At 46.9% G+C, this 15,723-nt stretch carries 12 protein-coding genes and 1 tRNA gene; 3 read left to right on the forward strand and 10 right to left on the reverse strand.

Features of this window, described 5'->3' with window-relative positions:
- The first annotated feature begins 172 nt into the window (after positions 1-172).
- Positions 173-1,411 (forward strand): CynX/NimT family MFS transporter, encoded by a 1,239-nt coding sequence (locus tag P364_RS0123540; RefSeq protein WP_024632505.1) that lies wholly within the window; start codon positions 173-175, stop codon positions 1,409-1,411.
- A gap of 97 nt (positions 1,412-1,508) precedes the next feature.
- Here the strand turns inward: P364_RS0123540 and P364_RS38515 are convergent, their stop codons facing one another.
- From P364_RS38515 to P364_RS0123555, 3 genes are all read right to left on the reverse strand, one after another.
- Positions 1,509-6,053 carry a S8 family serine peptidase gene (locus P364_RS38515; protein WP_024632506.1) on the reverse strand — a complete coding sequence of 1,515 codons (4,545 nt, stop codon included), beginning with the start codon at positions 6,051-6,053 and terminating at the stop codon, positions 1,509-1,511.
- Between the two features lie 381 nt (positions 6,054-6,434).
- On the reverse strand, positions 6,435-7,229 hold the full coding sequence (locus P364_RS0123550) for a class I SAM-dependent methyltransferase (RefSeq protein WP_236642235.1): 795 nt from the start codon (positions 7,227-7,229) through the stop codon (positions 6,435-6,437).
- 236 nt (positions 7,230-7,465) lie between these two features.
- A tRNA-Arg gene (locus tag P364_RS0123555) sits at positions 7,466-7,539 on the reverse strand.
- Positions 7,540-7,820: 281 nt separating this feature from the next.
- On the opposite strand from P364_RS0123555, the gene P364_RS0123560 reads away from it, so the two are divergent.
- On the forward strand, positions 7,821-8,114 hold the full coding sequence (locus P364_RS0123560) for a DUF4870 domain-containing protein (protein ID WP_024632508.1): 294 nt from the start codon (positions 7,821-7,823) through the stop codon (positions 8,112-8,114).
- A gap of 79 nt (positions 8,115-8,193) precedes the next feature.
- Here the strand turns inward: P364_RS0123560 and P364_RS38520 are convergent, their stop codons facing one another.
- The 3 genes from P364_RS38520 to P364_RS0123575 form a co-directional block, all read right to left on the reverse strand.
- Positions 8,194-8,322: a hypothetical protein gene (locus tag P364_RS38520; protein WP_256984583.1), complete on the reverse strand. Its 129-nt coding sequence runs from the start codon at positions 8,320-8,322 to the stop codon at positions 8,194-8,196.
- A 91-nt stretch (positions 8,323-8,413) separates the two neighbouring features.
- Positions 8,414-8,770 carry a hypothetical protein gene (locus tag P364_RS0123570; protein ID WP_024632509.1) on the reverse strand — a complete coding sequence of 119 codons (357 nt, stop codon included), beginning with the start codon at positions 8,768-8,770 and terminating at the stop codon, positions 8,414-8,416.
- Between the two features lie 25 nt (positions 8,771-8,795).
- Positions 8,796-9,095, reverse strand: coding sequence for a hypothetical protein (locus P364_RS0123575; protein ID WP_024632510.1), 300 nt, complete (start codon positions 9,093-9,095; stop codon positions 8,796-8,798).
- A gap of 195 nt (positions 9,096-9,290) precedes the next feature.
- Between P364_RS0123575 and asnB the strand changes: the two genes are divergently transcribed.
- Positions 9,291-11,135 (forward strand): asparagine synthase (glutamine-hydrolyzing), encoded by a 1,845-nt coding sequence (gene asnB, locus P364_RS0123580; RefSeq protein ID WP_024632511.1) that lies wholly within the window; start codon positions 9,291-9,293, stop codon positions 11,133-11,135.
- A gap of 146 nt (positions 11,136-11,281) precedes the next feature.
- Here the strand turns inward: asnB and P364_RS0123585 are convergent, their stop codons facing one another.
- The 4 genes from P364_RS0123585 to P364_RS0123600 are packed head-to-tail and all read right to left on the reverse strand — an operon-like array spanning position 11,282 to position 15,723.
- On the reverse strand, positions 11,282-12,145 hold the full coding sequence (locus P364_RS0123585; protein WP_024632512.1) for an STM4011 family radical SAM protein: 864 nt from the start codon (positions 12,143-12,145) through the stop codon (positions 11,282-11,284).
- Positions 12,142-13,539 carry an STM4012 family radical SAM protein gene (locus P364_RS0123590; RefSeq protein ID WP_024632513.1) on the reverse strand — a complete coding sequence of 466 codons (1,398 nt, stop codon included), beginning with the start codon at positions 13,537-13,539 and terminating at the stop codon, positions 12,142-12,144. The genes P364_RS0123585 and P364_RS0123590 overlap by 4 nt, the downstream gene beginning before the upstream one ends.
- Positions 13,540-13,592: 53 nt before the next feature.
- Positions 13,593-14,378: an STM4013/SEN3800 family hydrolase gene (locus P364_RS0123595; RefSeq protein ID WP_024632514.1), complete on the reverse strand. Its 786-nt coding sequence runs from the start codon at positions 14,376-14,378 to the stop codon at positions 13,593-13,595.
- On the reverse strand, positions 14,371-15,723 hold the full coding sequence (locus P364_RS0123600) for an STM4014 family protein (protein WP_236642226.1): 1,353 nt from the start codon (positions 15,721-15,723) through the stop codon (positions 14,371-14,373). Before P364_RS0123600 ends, P364_RS0123595 begins: the two co-directional genes overlap by 8 nt.

The raw sequence follows: 15,723 nt of genomic DNA on the forward strand, positions 1-15,723 counted from the left end.
GAATCCCTCCTGGGACGTAATAAAGATAGCTTCCTTCGGGGAGCTTTTTTTGCGTTCTGGGGATAATTGGGTACGTTCATTGCCTCATGTTGACATGGAATGTTATGCTGGTTTGTGTGTATGTATGTATCAATGCATACATATTAGACAAATAAAACATAGGAGATTTATCATGCCCTCATCTTTACAACAAAACTCACCTAACCAGTCTGCAGTCGATAATTCATCGTCAGCATCCATGAAACTTGGACTCTTACTGGCAGGCATTATCGTTATTGCAGCGACAATGCGTTCACCGATTACGGCAACAGGTCCAATCGTGGATCTGATTCGTACAGATACAGGAATAAGTCATACCATGGCAGGCTTGCTGACCTCTCTTCCTTTGCTTGCCTTTGCGGCAATCTCTCCCTTCGCTCCAAAATTGGCGCGAAGATTTGGACTTGAAACTGCTCTTTTAACAGCCATAATTCTTGTGACCATAGGTGTTGCCCTCCGGTTCATGCCCTCTGTTCCCGTTCTCTTCGCAGGAACAGCGATTCTCGGATGCGGCATTGCCCTGAGCAACGTATTGCTGCCCAGTCTGATCAAGCGGGATTTCCCATTGCGTGTAGGACTTGTTACCGGTCTCTATTCCGTGTCCATGAATATATGGGGCGCTATCGCCTCAGGAATCAGTGTTCCCGCGGCAGGGTTAACCTCCATGGGATGGCATGCCTCACTCGGCATGTGGGCTATACTGTCCATTCTGGCCCTGATTCTCTGGCTGCCTCACGTCCGTTCTGGACGGCGCGGCGAAGTTTACGTGGCTTCGAGAACGGAGACGAAGCCGGTTCGTCTTATTTCATCTTCCTTAGCATGGCATGTCACATTGTTCATGGGACTGCAATCTTTAATTTTTTACACTACAATTACTTGGCTGCCTGAGGTTCTATCTGATCAGGGTTTCAGTTCCTCTTCAGCGGGCTGGATGCTATCCCTAATGCAAATGGTTAGTGTTCCGGTAACGTTCATCGTTCCGATTCTGGCTGGACGAATGAAAGATCAACGTGGGTTGACAGCAATTACAGGCTCATGTCTGATTCTGGGATACGCATTCCTTCTAAGCGGTATTTCCTCTCTCGTAACTGTCGGTGTTGCTTTGGCCGGAGTTGGAGCCGGAGCATCGTTCGGACTTGTAACCATGTTTTTCGTACTGCGTACGGCTGATGCAAGACAGGCTGCAGGACTTTCAGGAATGGCTCAATCCTTTGGGTACATGCTGGCGGCCTTCGGACCTTTGCTGTTCGGGTTAGTCCATGAATGGACTCAGGGATGGACGGTTCCATTGCTAATACAAGTTGCCCTGGCCGTTGTGCTATTGTTCATGGGATTGAAAGCAAGTGCAAATCGGATGATTGGTTCACGTTAAATTAGAGTTTTTATAACATAATAAAGAGACCTTCTGTGATAGAAGGTCTCTTTTTGTAGACTCACGATTTAATAAAGATACATATTTTTTTTCAACATTAAATTTTATCCAAATGTTCAAGTAGACGGTACAGAATAACAGATACTTGAGCACGAGTCGATGTAGATTTTGGAGCAAATTCGTTACCTGACATACCTTTTACCAAACCGTTCTCAACCGCAAAAGCAACAGCTGACTTGGCTTCTTCCGAAATCAGATCTCCATCTTTAAAAGCTACTGATGTTGACCCTTTTTCCAAATTCAAAGATTCTGCTATCATCATAACCATTTTTTCACGTGTCAATTGATCTTGTGCACCCACTTCTTTACTGCGGGTTTCCCAATCGACTCCTGTTCCGAAAATACGATCAAGCAAAGTTGCAAATTCTGCATGAGTAATGGTGCTATTCGGTGAGAATGTGCTCGCACTGATGCCCTTAGCAATTTGCTGAGAGGCTATAACTTCAATTTCATCTTTAGCCCAGTGATTTGTGATGTCTCCAAAAGTTACATCATTCTCCACAACAACATAAGCACCTGGTTGTGTTACATTGAATTCCAATTGCCCTTTTTGAGACACATTAGACAAAGATGCAGGCTGCCATGTTTCTTTTGTTGTCTGATGATAGGCAATAATTTTACGTGTGTCTTTAACAGAATTCACATCATACTTTAACGTAAGCCCAATATTGTGCTTGAATTTGGCTGATTCAAGATCAATAGTTACAATTTGAGAAACAATATTCAGGTTTTGTTTGTTATCGCTGCCTCCTGCAACATGCAACTTCAAGCTGAATCCGCTAGCGGTAATGTAATCCGTTAATGAAGCAGCAGGAATGGTCACATTAAACGTTTTGCCCTCAATGATTAGAATTTTACCTGAGGCTTGAATCTTATCAGCAAGCGCCTTACTGAATGTCAGATCCACTAGATTATATTTGTCAAACTCTACGCTTGATACATCAAGCTTGATTTCTTTCCTATCATCCTGCAATTGTGTGTTGATTACCGTTTCGGAAATTGCAGCTGTAGCATTTGTAGTTCCGTCAGCATTTTTCTTTTCGGAAACAGATGCATCACCTTTAATAGTAGGAGTTGCTGTAGGTGATGTTGATTGGTTGGAGGAGCTTGATCCGCCTGAAGACCCTGAACCAGAGCCCGGTGATGGTGTTTCCGGATTAGGAACCTCTGGACCCGGTACTTCCGGATCAGGATTTTTTTTCACCAACAGTAATGTTGACGCTGTTCCAGTTAAGCCTTGTAAGTCTTTCACAGACAGTTCCACAGTGTACTCCCCAGCTACCAACTTGCCAAGTTTAACACTGAATGAACCGTCTTCTTCAACTTTAAAGTCTCCTTCTTTAATCTTCTTACCCGTTGTATCTTTCACACTGTAACCAGCCTTCAATGAAGCTGATACGTCCAGATCAGTATCCCATCCATTTTTAAGCGCTGGAGCAGCTTCGATATAAAGATCATTAACATTACCTGTCAAAGCTTCTTTGTCCGCCTGCTCCATTTCCAACTTTGCTGGTGCCGTTACAACCGGAGCAGCTTTTTTTACCAAAAATGGAGAAGTATCTTCAATATATGTTTTGCCATCCACACCGATTGCGGTAATGTCAACCGTGTAAAGACCATCCGGAATTGTAGTTACCTCGTCAGTAGTGTAGTCTGCATACTCCCCATCCCAAGCCAGATTATATCTTGTGTTAGCAGCGAAATTGTTGTAGCCGCCAAAGATAGATCCAATATATCCATCTCCATAATAGCCCCCTTCCGGATTAAGGCCATCGAAGATCTCAATAAGTGCAAAATTCATGGGATTATGGAATTCCATAGCTACATTGAGTGTATCCAGCGTACCATCAGACTTCAATGGATAATGGAACGGGTTCTTCTCTGTACCTTTTACAGTCTCAATGTATTTAACGCCTGCCTGTGTTACGTTGAAATGTGCAACATAAGGCACCGTGAATGTGTTCGTTCCATCAGACAACTGAAGATATCCTTGCGCTTCTGATACCGCAGTAACCCCTTTTGGAACGGTAATGGTCACCTGCAACTCTTCCTCACCACTCAGTGTAAAAGAGCTCTTGTCCACCACAACGGATACGCCTGGCACCGTACGTGTTGGATTCACGCTCACTGTGTAGTTTTCACCGCTGCCATTCAGCGACTCCACTTTAATCGTTTTGCTGACGGTTTTTTCGTCCGTGTTCAGGAAGTTGCCGAAATTGACACTACCTGTAACATTAGGCTTCTCAACTACCGTCCCATTCTCTGTATATTTCGTTACATCTAATACTTTAACCAGGGCAGCAGGATCAATTGCTTTCACCGCTTGAATACGTCCTGCACCTTGATCAAACACATCATATTTCGTCGTATCGAGAACTTTACCATTGTTCATGAGTGCAACTTTGATATCAAATGGTGTCCAGTCACTGTGCTTCTCAATCAACAGGGCAACCAGTCCGGCAACATGAGGTGTAGCCATACTTGTACCTGATTTACGATCATAAGCCTGTGAATAATCTGCTCCGGGCTCATCCTTGCCATAGGCAGGAACAGTAGACAAAATGCTGGTACCCGGCGCAACTACATCCGGTTTGATATCCAGAGTCACCTTGGCTGGTCCGCGGGAACTGGATGTATTCATTTCATCGCCAGCCGTTTGGCCTTTAACAAAGTCATTGAAGCTCACTTCAACACGTTGGCCGGCATCCAGCTCAGCTTTGATACTTTCTCCATCTTCCTTCGACATGCTCAAGGTTGGAATGAGTTCAAAATTATCTCCCAAGCTCACACCGATCGGACCTGGAATATTGTTATATACGATAATCGCAACAGCACCAGCTGCTTTGGCATTGGCTACTTTCTCCACAAATGCCAGCTCACCACGCTGTACAAAAGCCACTTTACCCGTGAAATCCTTGCCTTCAAAATCGGTCGGTTTACCCAACCCGGCAAATACAAGCCCATATTGATCTGTCAAAACAGATTCCGGATCTGCTGAAAGGCTCCAGCCCATTACATCAAGACGGTACACCGACTCAGTAACAGCCAATGGACTTTGCTCTGTTTTCGTTGGAGCAATCGCAGGCTCTTCTTTTGCAGGTGCAACCTCTGGAGATGTTTCGATCGGCGCAGATGGAGAGGCTGGTTGAGTAGGATCTTCTGATTCACTGATCTCGGCAGTAGGTGATGCAGCATCGGCAGGTGTTTCGGATGATACTCCACCTTGCTCCGATTCGGACAAAGCAGCTTCACCAACTGCATCTTCCGGTGTTGGTGATGGTTCGCCTTGAGCCGGAATTTCAGAAGTATCCTTTCCCGGTGCTGTTCCCAACTCAGGAGATGGCTCTACCTCAGGGACAGGTTTTTCCTCCGGAAGCACACCTTCACCTTCCTCACCAATCCAGAAATGAGTGTTGGCTGTAATCGTTTGACTAGGGCCTGTGGAGTTACCTACAGTAATCGCCATAGCCGATGCTCCTGGGGAGCCCAATGTATAGCGGTTAGGACCACTGTTACCACTCGCCACAACAGCTGTTACGCCAGCTAACATGGCATTGTTAAGAGCAACCGAGGTAATATAACTTGGATCATTGGCAGCATTACCCAGTGAGAGATTGATCACGTCCATACCATCAGCAACGGAACGATCAATTCCCCCCAGTACCCATGAGGTCTGTCCACTGCCATAAGGTCCAAGAACACGATAGGCATAGATATCCGCTTCAGGAGCAACTCCGACAATGCCGTAGTCCCCTGCTTCACGAGCAGCAATGGTACCTGCTACGTGAGTACCATGGGAAGTATAATAGGAGCTTCCCGTGTCATTGAATTCCGGTTGACCAGAAACCTTCCACTCTTCATGTGTTGTTTCGTAAGGATCATTGTCATTTCCCACGAAATCCCATCCACCTTTGTAGGCATCTTGCAAATTAGGATGCTCATAATCAATTCCTGTATCAATAACACCCACTTTGACGCCTTTTCCTTTGTATCCCAGATTCCATACTTCAGGGGCGCCAATAAATGGTGCGGTATCTTTCATATAAGGATTCACTTCATCTGTTTCCGGGGCTACGGTAATTTCAAGGTCAGGATATACACTGACAACACCCGGTATGCGAAGCAACTGTCCCAATTGGTTGCCCTTAAGTTCGATGGCTACACCATTCAGGGCGTATGCGTAATTTTCCAATACTTCATGTTTGATTTTATTCTGAGTGAGGCTTTGTGCAAATGACTCTTGTTGTTGCTCCACTTGAGTCACAGCCTTTGTTTCCATAGAGGAGGTAAAAGATTTACCTGAGAGGGTAGATTCGCCTTGCGCCACAGCAACTGGCTTATTGGAGAGCTCAACAATTACTCGTGTTTTCTCTGCCCCGAGACCTTCCAAGCTCTTGTCCAAAAATGGATCTGCTGCAAGCTGTTCTTCCCGCTGGGCAAGAATCTCTCTCCATTGTGTGGCTTCAGCCTTACTTAGCGAGTTCTCAAACTGAACACCTACAGGAGCGGCTCCGGCCACTGGCATGATGATAGAAAAAGTCATTAGAATACTTAACAATATGGATATCAATCTTTTATTCAAGGCTATGCCCCTCCTTCTCAATATGAAAGTACCTCACCAATCACCTGGGTCCTGCTATGACAAGTACTGCAATACCTGTGACAACTCACCGCCCTATCTGCAAGAAGATTGACCCTTGGTAAATTATTCTACTAAAATAACACATTCACCTTCTAAATAATTACAGTTATGATATAAAAATTACTTATATGGTTCTTGAGTAAGAGAAACGTGTAAAATTGTATTTATTTGTCGATTGAATATTTCAATTTTTAATTACTGCATAGGAAAAAAGGCCAAGAGCCTCTTCATCTGAAAGAGATTCTCAGCCTTTATGTGATCGGAGATTTTGATAGAAAAACAGGATATGAGTTCATTTAACAAAGATATTCATTTGATTAGTTAACGTCCTGGCTTCACGGCTTCAATACGAAGACGCTTGTAATCGGCATAGATTGCATCATCTTTCCAGAGTTTTGGCACAACCATTTGGCTGGTTTCACGACAGATTTTCTGAATCTGCTCCTGATTCAAACCCTCAAAATAGTCCCCACCAAAATGAGACAACCAGCCCTCTATACCCTGTTCACCATCCGCTAGTCTGGTAGGGCGGTCATAATGGTAGGCCTGTCGTACCAAAAATCCGCCTTGTTCCAGAATGTTGCTATATTGCCCAATCGTCGGGAAATACCAGGGATTGCGCTCTGATCCACGAATGCCAGTGTTTCGTTCAAACACTTCCTCTAATGCATCTACAATGATCTGCACATTTCCTTTGCCGCCGAACTCCGCTACAAAACGTCCTCCGGGCTTCAAAGACCTCCATATACTGTCCACTACAAGTCGCGGACTTCGCATCCAATGCAGTGCTGCATTGGAAAAGACTGCATCATAGAGCCTGCTCGTCTCAAACTGATGTCCATCACCTTCCACGAACTCGATATCGGGAAACTTCTCCCTCGCACGACGAATCATGTCTGGTGATGCATCCATGCCAATCACCTCAGCCTGCGCTACAGAAATTTCGTACGTCAAATCCCCCGTCCCGCATCCTAAGTCGAGAATAACCTCCCCCTTTTGAGGTTGAAGCCATGAGATCAGACTTTTACCGTAACCCGATACAAAAGCCAGTTTGTTATCATATTCATCCGCTTGCCATTGATTCATTGATTGCATGGATACCACCATCGCTTTCATGATTGATATCTTCATTGTGTCATAAGATGGTTTATTATTTAAATATATAAATTCTATACACTTAATAGGTTATACCTATATACTTTCGACTCTTTCCATGAAAAGCAGATTCCCTCACTCTTGCCGTATTCAGTCGAGACTGCGAAGTATTCCTCCCGAAGCTTATCCTCCGACGAACCTTTGGGGTTCTCATCCCCTGGACGCAAAAAAGCTTCCCGAAGGAAGCTTTTTTCTTACGTCCCAGGAGGGATTCGAACCCCCGACCGACGGCTTAGAAGGCCGTTGCTCTATCCTGCTGAGCTACTGAGACAAATATGTATAAAAAATACGGCGCGATTCCTATTATACTCCGTTTTCTAAATTTTTCAATAGTTTTATAAAAAAATTAATAATTGCATCTTTCCACATGACTTGAACGTATTATTTTCATACTCAACACAGGTACAGAATATGAATGCTTTAAGCAGGCAATATTGAGGATATTAAGCTCAGATGCATATAGAAAATGGGCAAACATATTCACGATGAGTATTGCTGGGTAATCTTTTGCATACATACATTTCACTGAATTAGATAAAGGAGAGAAACGCTATGAGACAACTGTTATCAGCATTATCCTATTTTAGTATTTTCTTCGCCCCGTTCCTGTTTCCCATCATTATTTGGATTGTTGCCAAAGACAACTATATTGAGGGACATGCTAAACGGGCCCTATTTTCGCATATATTCCCGTTTCTTGCGGCAATTCCGCTACTTTATTTCTTCGTTACCGCCCACAGTCTCGGTTCCGCTGTCGGATTTATAATTCTGTTCTTTGTCATTTATGCATTAAGTTTTGTATACAATATCGTTAAAGGGATTCAAGTGCTGCGTGAATATGCCTAACCACAAGTTTTCACAATCAAGTTAAATTAAACATTCAAAAACCCGCCTTTCGGAAGAAGGGCGGGTTTCAGCATTCCGGTTACTTGTTTCCCTGACGCCACGGATTTTTCTGGGCAGGACGCTTGCTGTTTATGGCTAGCACTTCCTCGGCAAACTCGGTATGATGCGCGTAAAGGTTTCCTTTGTTTTTCTTGAACTTGGAAGCCATTGCTATCACCTCCCCGGAACTTGTATTTAGTATGGCTCCGGGTAATTCCGCTTATCCTTTGCCCCAATCGGCATATGTTGGAACACTCTCCTTACGCCTGCCCCACTAAATAGCGCTGAAGAGTCGGCCCCAGTAAGCCAAAAGCAAGCAGTTCACTCTGAAACCGGGCTTTATCCTCTCCTGCTGTAATGCCTTCACTGTTCTCAAACGCCGTTTCCGTGGCATCTTCAAACGCTGTGTGCATATTGTTATTGTACCAGTCCAGGACAGCATCCGAATGATTGCGTACAATTCGAACAACTTCTAGCGAGTTCCCTGGCTGGGTTGCCGTAACGTATACAAGCAAAGACGGGTCCCCCGTATTTCCAGGCTGCACCTCAACTTCTGCACAAGACAATCCATCCACTTCGGTTAATCTGCGTATTTTGGCATCCTGAATAGCATACATTTGTTATCGCGCTCCTTTGTCCATTTCATGTACTTTGTTCGATCTGGTATCGGGTCTCCGGTGTTCCCAAGCGATATATCTCCCGATACACCTGCTGTAATACAGTTTCATATGCACGGTTTACAGTCTCCTCCGGCGTATCCGGCCAAGGAAATACCATTCCTGGAAAGGCTTCTTCCTCTTTTTCCTGCATTAGATTAAGCAGTCCCAGTAATTGTTCCGCCTCTTGAGGCGTCGCATGGATAACCCATTCATACGACGTTGCGTACGGGTCCGGAATAACGGAGCGCCCCATGACAGATACATAATAGGTCATACTGTCCATTTGCAAGTTCTCTCCTTCACAGGCATGTTGAGGCCGTTGTCCCTAGAACTAGTTTCCGAAGAGGACAGACATTTTATGCCTGCTTTCGGCATATATTTGTTACGACTTCTGACGAAAAAGACAACATTTGCTGGCTGTTAGCAACTTAAGCAGCCATTCGGATGAATGACTCGACTAAGAAAGGATGAACAAACCATGTGCGGTATAACCGGCTTCATACAGTGGAATCGGGACTTGACCCAGGAATCAGAGCTGCTGGTCCGGATGACGGACAGCTTGTCGAACCGGGGGCCCGACGCTTCAGGTACATGGATCTCCAATCCTTGTGCGTTCGGACATCGGCGTCTCAGCGTTATGGACCCGGAGAACGGGGCACAGCCCATGCATGCGTTACAGGGAGACACCTCCTATACCGTCGTGTATAACGGAGAACTATACAATGCCCCCGAGTTGAAAAAGGAATTGCTCCAGCGGGGACACCATTTCCGCACACAATGTGATACGGAAGTGCTTCTCGCCTCTTATATTGAGTGGGGACCGGCCTGTGTTGACCGGTTTAACGGAATATTTGCTTTTGCCATATGGGATGGGGGACGTGAACAGGTTTTTATCGCACGTGACCGCCTGGGGGTCAAACCTCTGTTCTACAGTAATGCAAAAGATACCCTTGTATTCGGCTCAGAGCCCAAAGCACTTCTCCTCCATCCGGATGTTGAAGCTGCTGTTGGCCCTGAAGGATTGGCAGAGGTATTTATTGTCGGTCCTGCCCGGACACCTGGACACGGCGTATATTCCTCTCTTAACGAGCTCAAACCTGCCCATGCGCTTATCTACAACCGAAACGGTATCAAAACCTATGCCTACTGGAAGCTGGAAAGTCAGCATCACGAACATAATCTGGAAGAAACAGCTGCTGAGGTGCGCAGCCTGTTACAGGATACATTAGAACGGCAGCTTGCCTCGGACGTTCCGGTCTGCTCCCTGTTGTCAGGAGGACTGGATTCCAGCGCTTTGTCTGCTTTAGCGGTGGATTATTACAACCGTACCGGTCAGGGCCAAGTCAGCACGTATTCGGTCGACTATGTGGATAATGCAAAGCATTTTCAGGCCCATTCCTTCCAGCCTGGTGCTGATGGCCCCTGGATTAAGCGAATGGTGGATGAACTGAAGACGGATCATCACTGGATTGAGATTGAAAATGGTGAACTGGTTCATGCCCTGACTCAGGCCATGCTCGTGCGTGATTTGCCGGGCATGGCAGATGTGGATTCCTCCCTCTATCTCTTCTGTAAAGAAATCAAAAAAGGGGCCACGGTTGCCATTTCAGGCGAAGCGGCAGATGAAGTATTTGGCGGTTATCCCTGGTTCCATCGGGAAGAGATGCTGAACTCCGGTACATTCCCATGGTCTGTAGCGCCTGACATGCGAGCAGGATTGTTATCCCCGGACATTCGGGAATGGATCAAGCCGCTGGAATATCTCGCGGATCGTTATTCAGATGCTGTAGCTGAAGTGCCGTTACTCGATGGAGAAACTGGTAAGGCAGCCCAAATGCGAGTCATGTCCTATCTGAACATCACCCGGTTCATGCCTACACTCCTGGATCGTAAAGATCGGATGAGTATGGGGGCCGGGCTTGAAGTTCGGGTGCCTTACTGTGATCATCGTTTAATTCAATATGCGTTTAACGTGCCTTGGGAAATGAAAATGACAGGCGGACGGGAAAAAGGAATTCTGCGTAAAGCGCTGGAAGGTGTATTGCCTGACGATGTGTTATATCGAAAAAAGAGTCCGTATCCGAAAACACATAACCCGCAATACCTGGCGGCCGTTAAACAGCAGGTGCTTGATATTTTGGATGACGCAAGCTCTCCGATCTTGCCATTAATCGATAAAGCTCAAATTCGCAAATTGGCCTCCTCATCGGATGCTTCATCGAATTTGCCCTGGTTTGGACAGTTAATGTCGGGTCCACAGCTGTTTGCTTATCTGACACAGATCAACTCGTGGCTCCGTACGTACAAAGTGGCCATTCGGTAAGTTATACTAAGGTTCACATGTATGGGGCAATATTAAAAAGGGGTGTTTGGTGAACAGCTAGCTGTTCTTACCAAGCACCCTTTTAATATATAAAATATAAAACCAAAATAATATTCACTTTGAAATTTTGGTTGGAGGCCTTCCGCCTATCCATGGATTGCAGCTGGATTTCGTTCAAGCAATCCACTGCCAAAGATATCTCTGAACGGTGTATCCTCCATATGAATATAACCGATGTAACAGCCACACTTCTTCATGCCACAAGGGCGATCTGCTGCTAAAGCTTCCAAACCATCGCGGTATAAATGTCCTAAGATCCGACGATCTTTATAACATCTTTTTACATGCCCTGACCCTTGCACATAAAATACCTGCGAACCAGCGGAACAGCGCTTGCCCAAGCTATCGTAATCCTGCAAATTCCCTTCAAACAGCGGGTCAATCGACCGTAAAAAGGCGACCTCATCTACGGTGTAATACTTCGGTCGATCTTTAAAGGCATTGATCCACATATACACATCTTCGGGTAAAGCCTGCCTCATCGATTCAATGGCCGGAAATGCACTGCGCAATCCAACCGTCCCCACACTAAAAGCAAGCCCCATCTCACGTAAAGTCAAACATTGTTTGACAAAGGAAGACTCCTTCGTCTCACGTGGGTGATAGGTCGCCCAAAATGCCGCTTTCTGATGATTCAATTCACGGGCCCAGTCCAGTTTGACAGATAAATTGGTTTGGACTGCAATTTTGTCCACATGCGGCATATGTGACAGCTCTATCATGGCGTCCCGGTACCAGCGACGTACCAGGGCTTCTCCATACGGGTTAAAGAAAATCGAAAATTGATGTCCTGCGTTCTCCTGTTCACCCACCCAATTCACAAATTGACGAAGTTGTTGTTCATCCACTTCCAGCGTCTCCTTGGAATCTACCGTTTTGCTAAACGGGCAGTAGGGGCAGTCGTAATTACAGGACGACAGCTTGCCCCGATAATACAAGGTTGCTCTCATGAGAACACAAACCCTTCCATTTGTTCACGAACCTCAGCGGAGATGAGCCAATCTCCAATGGCATCCGAGTAGCCCAATCCCTCTTCTGTCAGATGCAGCACTTGGTTACCCTCGCTGTCCTGCCCAAGCTCAGCCATGCCTTCAGATAGCAATTCACTCAACCATCCGTAGTCTGACATAACTTCCGTCCCGAATCGCTGATCATAATCCGACAGTGCCAATCCTTCCCGATGCAGCAAGGCTTTCAGAATAAAGCGACGTTTCTGCTCCTCCCGGCTCAAGACAATACCGTAATCGGCCACATCATAGCGCTCGGTCGCCACATAATCAGCAATGATGCTTTGTGTGGCCTTATAACTCACACCATACTTGGAAGCATAGTGTACTTCACTGGTATACGAGCGCGCACCGCATCCCAGACCAACCATGCCTTCCTCCTGACAACTGTAGGGCAGAAGCTCCTTACTGCCAAAAGAAGATTGCTCTTTGGCAAATCTGCGCATGGAATACTGGACATAGCCCCGGCTTTTTAAAGTCTCACGCGCAGCCCTGTAAAGCTCCATCCGAATATCCGGTCCCTGACGCTGAATATCATCCGGTTTCACAATGGTATTCTCACGGGTGTAGAGCGGATAAATGAAAATCTCACCCGGTTCATAGGAGAGGACACATTCCAGGGAATACAGCCATGATTCCACCGTTTGTCCCGGCAGCCCATAGATCAGATCCAGATTCAACAAAGGAAATTCAAAACGCGCAAGTTTCTCAAGCGCGCGTTCCACTTCCTGCGGTTTCTGTGGACGGTAGATCGCAGCGGCTTCCGCTTCAATAAAACTTTGGATGCCCATGCTTACCCGGTCCACGCTTCGCTCCTTCATGATCGTCAATTTGGCTTCCGTCACGGTATCCGGTGACGTTTCTACCGAGATCGAAGCTTGCGTCGGATCAAGCCCCATCACCTGTTCCGCAATATCAAACAAGCGGTTCAACTGAATTTCATTCAATAATGTGGGTGTCCCACCACCGATGGCAAACCTCGAATAGGGTCTGCGTGAAGTGAGTGGTGCCCACTGCTTGGCTTGCCGTTCCAGCGCATCCACATAACGTACATGGGTGTCATCACGGCGATCCGGCAGCGTAAACAAATTGCAAAATCCGCAACGAGCGGCACAAAACGGAATGTGCATATATAAAAAATACGTATCGGTATTCTCACGTTCCCACAACGGACCGAGCGGTAACGGCGGGTTCAAGTCCCGATATGCGGTCTTGTGGGGATACGAATATAAATAAGAGCGATAGGGTGAAGCAAGCACTTCTCTAAGACTGGTAGCTGTATTAGAGCCGGACTGTGCGGAATGACCTGCTGTCGTATGTTGAGATTGATCGTCCATCAGTTTCCTCCCTGTATCCGGTTTGTAGTTGTTCAAGATATGAACCATTTGTTTTATAAAATAAATTCACGGTAAGGCACATTCCAGACGACATCATGCGCCAGCCTGTGGCCCTGATAGCCGTCCTCACCATAAGCCGTGCCATGATCGGAAAAAGCAAGACAAAACGTAGGCCGTGAACGCTGCCTCATTGCATCAAACAATGGCCCGAGGGCCTCATCCACATACCGAAGCGCTGCACGCTGTGTCTCTACCGAGTCCTCTCTGGCACCCTCCACAAAATAACGATTGGGTCCATGGATGGCAGACACATTCAGGAACAGAAACAGCTTCTCATCCGGTGCGCTCTGCTCCAGCAGCTTCAGGGCATGCTGAACCTGATGCTCGGTCGATTTGGGATTGGTTACCCCAAAGTTCATCCGCCAGTAGCTCTGCTGGAAATAACCCGGCAGCACTTTGGCGAGCGGATTTTTCTTGGTGAAGAAAATGACCCCGCCAATACAGATCGTACGGTACCCTTCAGCAGCGAACCCGGATACGATATCCTGTGTGTCGAACAGCCAGGTATGCGGATGAGTCTTTAATCCGGTATTCCGGGAATGAAAAAGTCGCACATGGGAGGCTTTGTCCGTATTGGCAGGTGTAGGCATGAAGCCGCCAAAAAAGGCATGATGTGCCGCATACGTAAAACTTCCCGGTGTATGACGCTGCTCCCAGGAACCCGAGCCGCACAGGTTGGGGCAATTCTGTTCCTCCAGCTTTGCCACGTCATACCTCAACGTGTCCAGCGTAATCATTAACAGATCATGGGAGCCTACGATGGTGTTCATATCAGGCATGGTTGTAAGGCCCCTTTCGCAAAAGTTCCATTTCCCATTCATACGTTCCAAGTCCGTTATGCTGTACTCTGTACAACAAATCTCCGAACGGATTCACATCCAGAACATAAGAGCGGGGCTCAGTGCCACTACTGAGCATCACATCAATACCAGCAGACCATGAGTTGGGAAAGGCAGCCATCGCCGCTTTTGCTGCCGTCTGAACCCGTTCCATCTGCTGTCCATCCAGCCCCGCTTCTGCGGGCAGCAACCGCTCATTGCGCAAATGCAGATTGGTGATCGGTGTCTGACTAAGCCGTACGACGGCATGACCTGCTTGTCCGCCCGCCACAAGCTGGCGGATATCAAACACGCTTGAACCCAGGGACGCTTTGGCCATCCAGCGTTCAATCTGGGCACCCTCAGCACACAGCCAATCCATGAGCGCTGAAATCTCCGAAGTACGTGTGTACCTGCGCATCCGGCCTTCATTGTAAAATATGGTCTTTCCCAGAACTTCTTCCATTCCCACAGTGGTTATGGCAATTTCAGCACCCGTTCGGGGATTAATTTGATAGGCAACAACGCCTGAAGCCCCGGAACCACACGCTAGCTTCACGAAAACGCGATTCATACCGGCTGTCTTCATTGCGATACGAAGCTCGGCAGCGTTTCTGTTCGGCTCCGAAGAGGGGAGCATTGGAGGGATCTGAACCCCGTGTGAGTTTAGATGCTGCTGGCATTTCCTTTTATCAAACATGATCGCAATGTCATCGGGATCATTCATGAACCGGGCATTGGGCCAATATTCCCGCGCTTCACGGCCGATTCGTTCCAAACATGCCTTCCAACCACGAAACCATTGACCAGGGGCGTGGATTCGCCCCCAATCCTGTTCAAGAACGAGTGTCTGTTCTGCCGAAATCACGCTTGCAGAAGTACCATCCTTTAACTGAGCTGTATCACTCCCAGCTCCAAGAAAGAGCAGCTCACGCTCCACCTCCCATTCCTCACCAGGAGCATCCACTCGAATAAGAGGTATGTTAATTGCTCCGTGAACTGAATCATGATACGCATATGACATCGAAACTGATGAAGATAGCCACGGCGCTACGTTCGTGTGCGTAGTCCCTCGCCCTCTCAGACATTGCTGTAAGGCATCCGCTATAGTACCGCCCTGTCTCCAAGTCTGTAGCAACCGAGCATAAGGCAGCACAAGTGCAGGTTGTAAGCCAAGGCGCTGTCTTGCCTCCTGTAATCCAAGGGTACGACGATTGTTCGGGTTTCCAATTAACAATAACGGCTGCTCCAGAGTTTTATTCGAATCCTTCAATGGGCGTTGCAAATGATGTTCCATCTCCGTCAT

This window comes from Paenibacillus sp. MAEPY2 (assembly GCF_000499205.1).
GTDB classification, from domain to species: domain Bacteria; phylum Bacillota; class Bacilli; order Paenibacillales; family Paenibacillaceae; genus Paenibacillus; species Paenibacillus vandeheii.

Coding starts and splice junctions, on each gene's coding strand:
- P364_RS0123570 (WP_024632509.1), bottom strand. CDS start 8,770: ATGTATGCTATTCAGGATGCCAAAATACGCAGATTAACCGAAGTGGAT.
- P364_RS0123590 (WP_024632513.1), bottom strand. CDS start 13,539: ATGGACGATCAATCTCAACATACGACAGCAGGTCATTCCGCACAGTCC.
- P364_RS0123600 (WP_236642226.1), bottom strand. CDS start 15,723: ATGACGGAGATGGAACATCATTTGCAACGCCCATTGAAGGATTCGAAT.
- asnB (WP_024632511.1), top strand. CDS start 9,291: ATGTGCGGTATAACCGGCTTCATACAGTGGAATCGGGACTTGACCCAG.
- P364_RS0123550 (WP_236642235.1), bottom strand. CDS start 7,229: ATGAAAGCGATGGTGGTATCCATGCAATCAATGAATCAATGGCAAGCG.
- P364_RS0123585 (WP_024632512.1), bottom strand. CDS start 12,145: ATGAGAGCAACCTTGTATTATCGGGGCAAGCTGTCGTCCTGTAATTAC.
- P364_RS0123575 (WP_024632510.1), bottom strand. CDS start 9,095: ATGGACAGTATGACCTATTATGTATCTGTCATGGGGCGCTCCGTTATT.
- P364_RS38520 (WP_256984583.1), bottom strand. CDS start 8,322: ATGGCTTCCAAGTTCAAGAAAAACAAAGGAAACCTTTACGCGCATCAT.
- P364_RS0123560 (WP_024632508.1), top strand. CDS start 7,821: ATGAGACAACTGTTATCAGCATTATCCTATTTTAGTATTTTCTTCGCC.
- P364_RS0123595 (WP_024632514.1), bottom strand. CDS start 14,378: ATGCCTGATATGAACACCATCGTAGGCTCCCATGATCTGTTAATGATT.
- P364_RS0123540 (WP_024632505.1), top strand. CDS start 173: ATGCCCTCATCTTTACAACAAAACTCACCTAACCAGTCTGCAGTCGAT.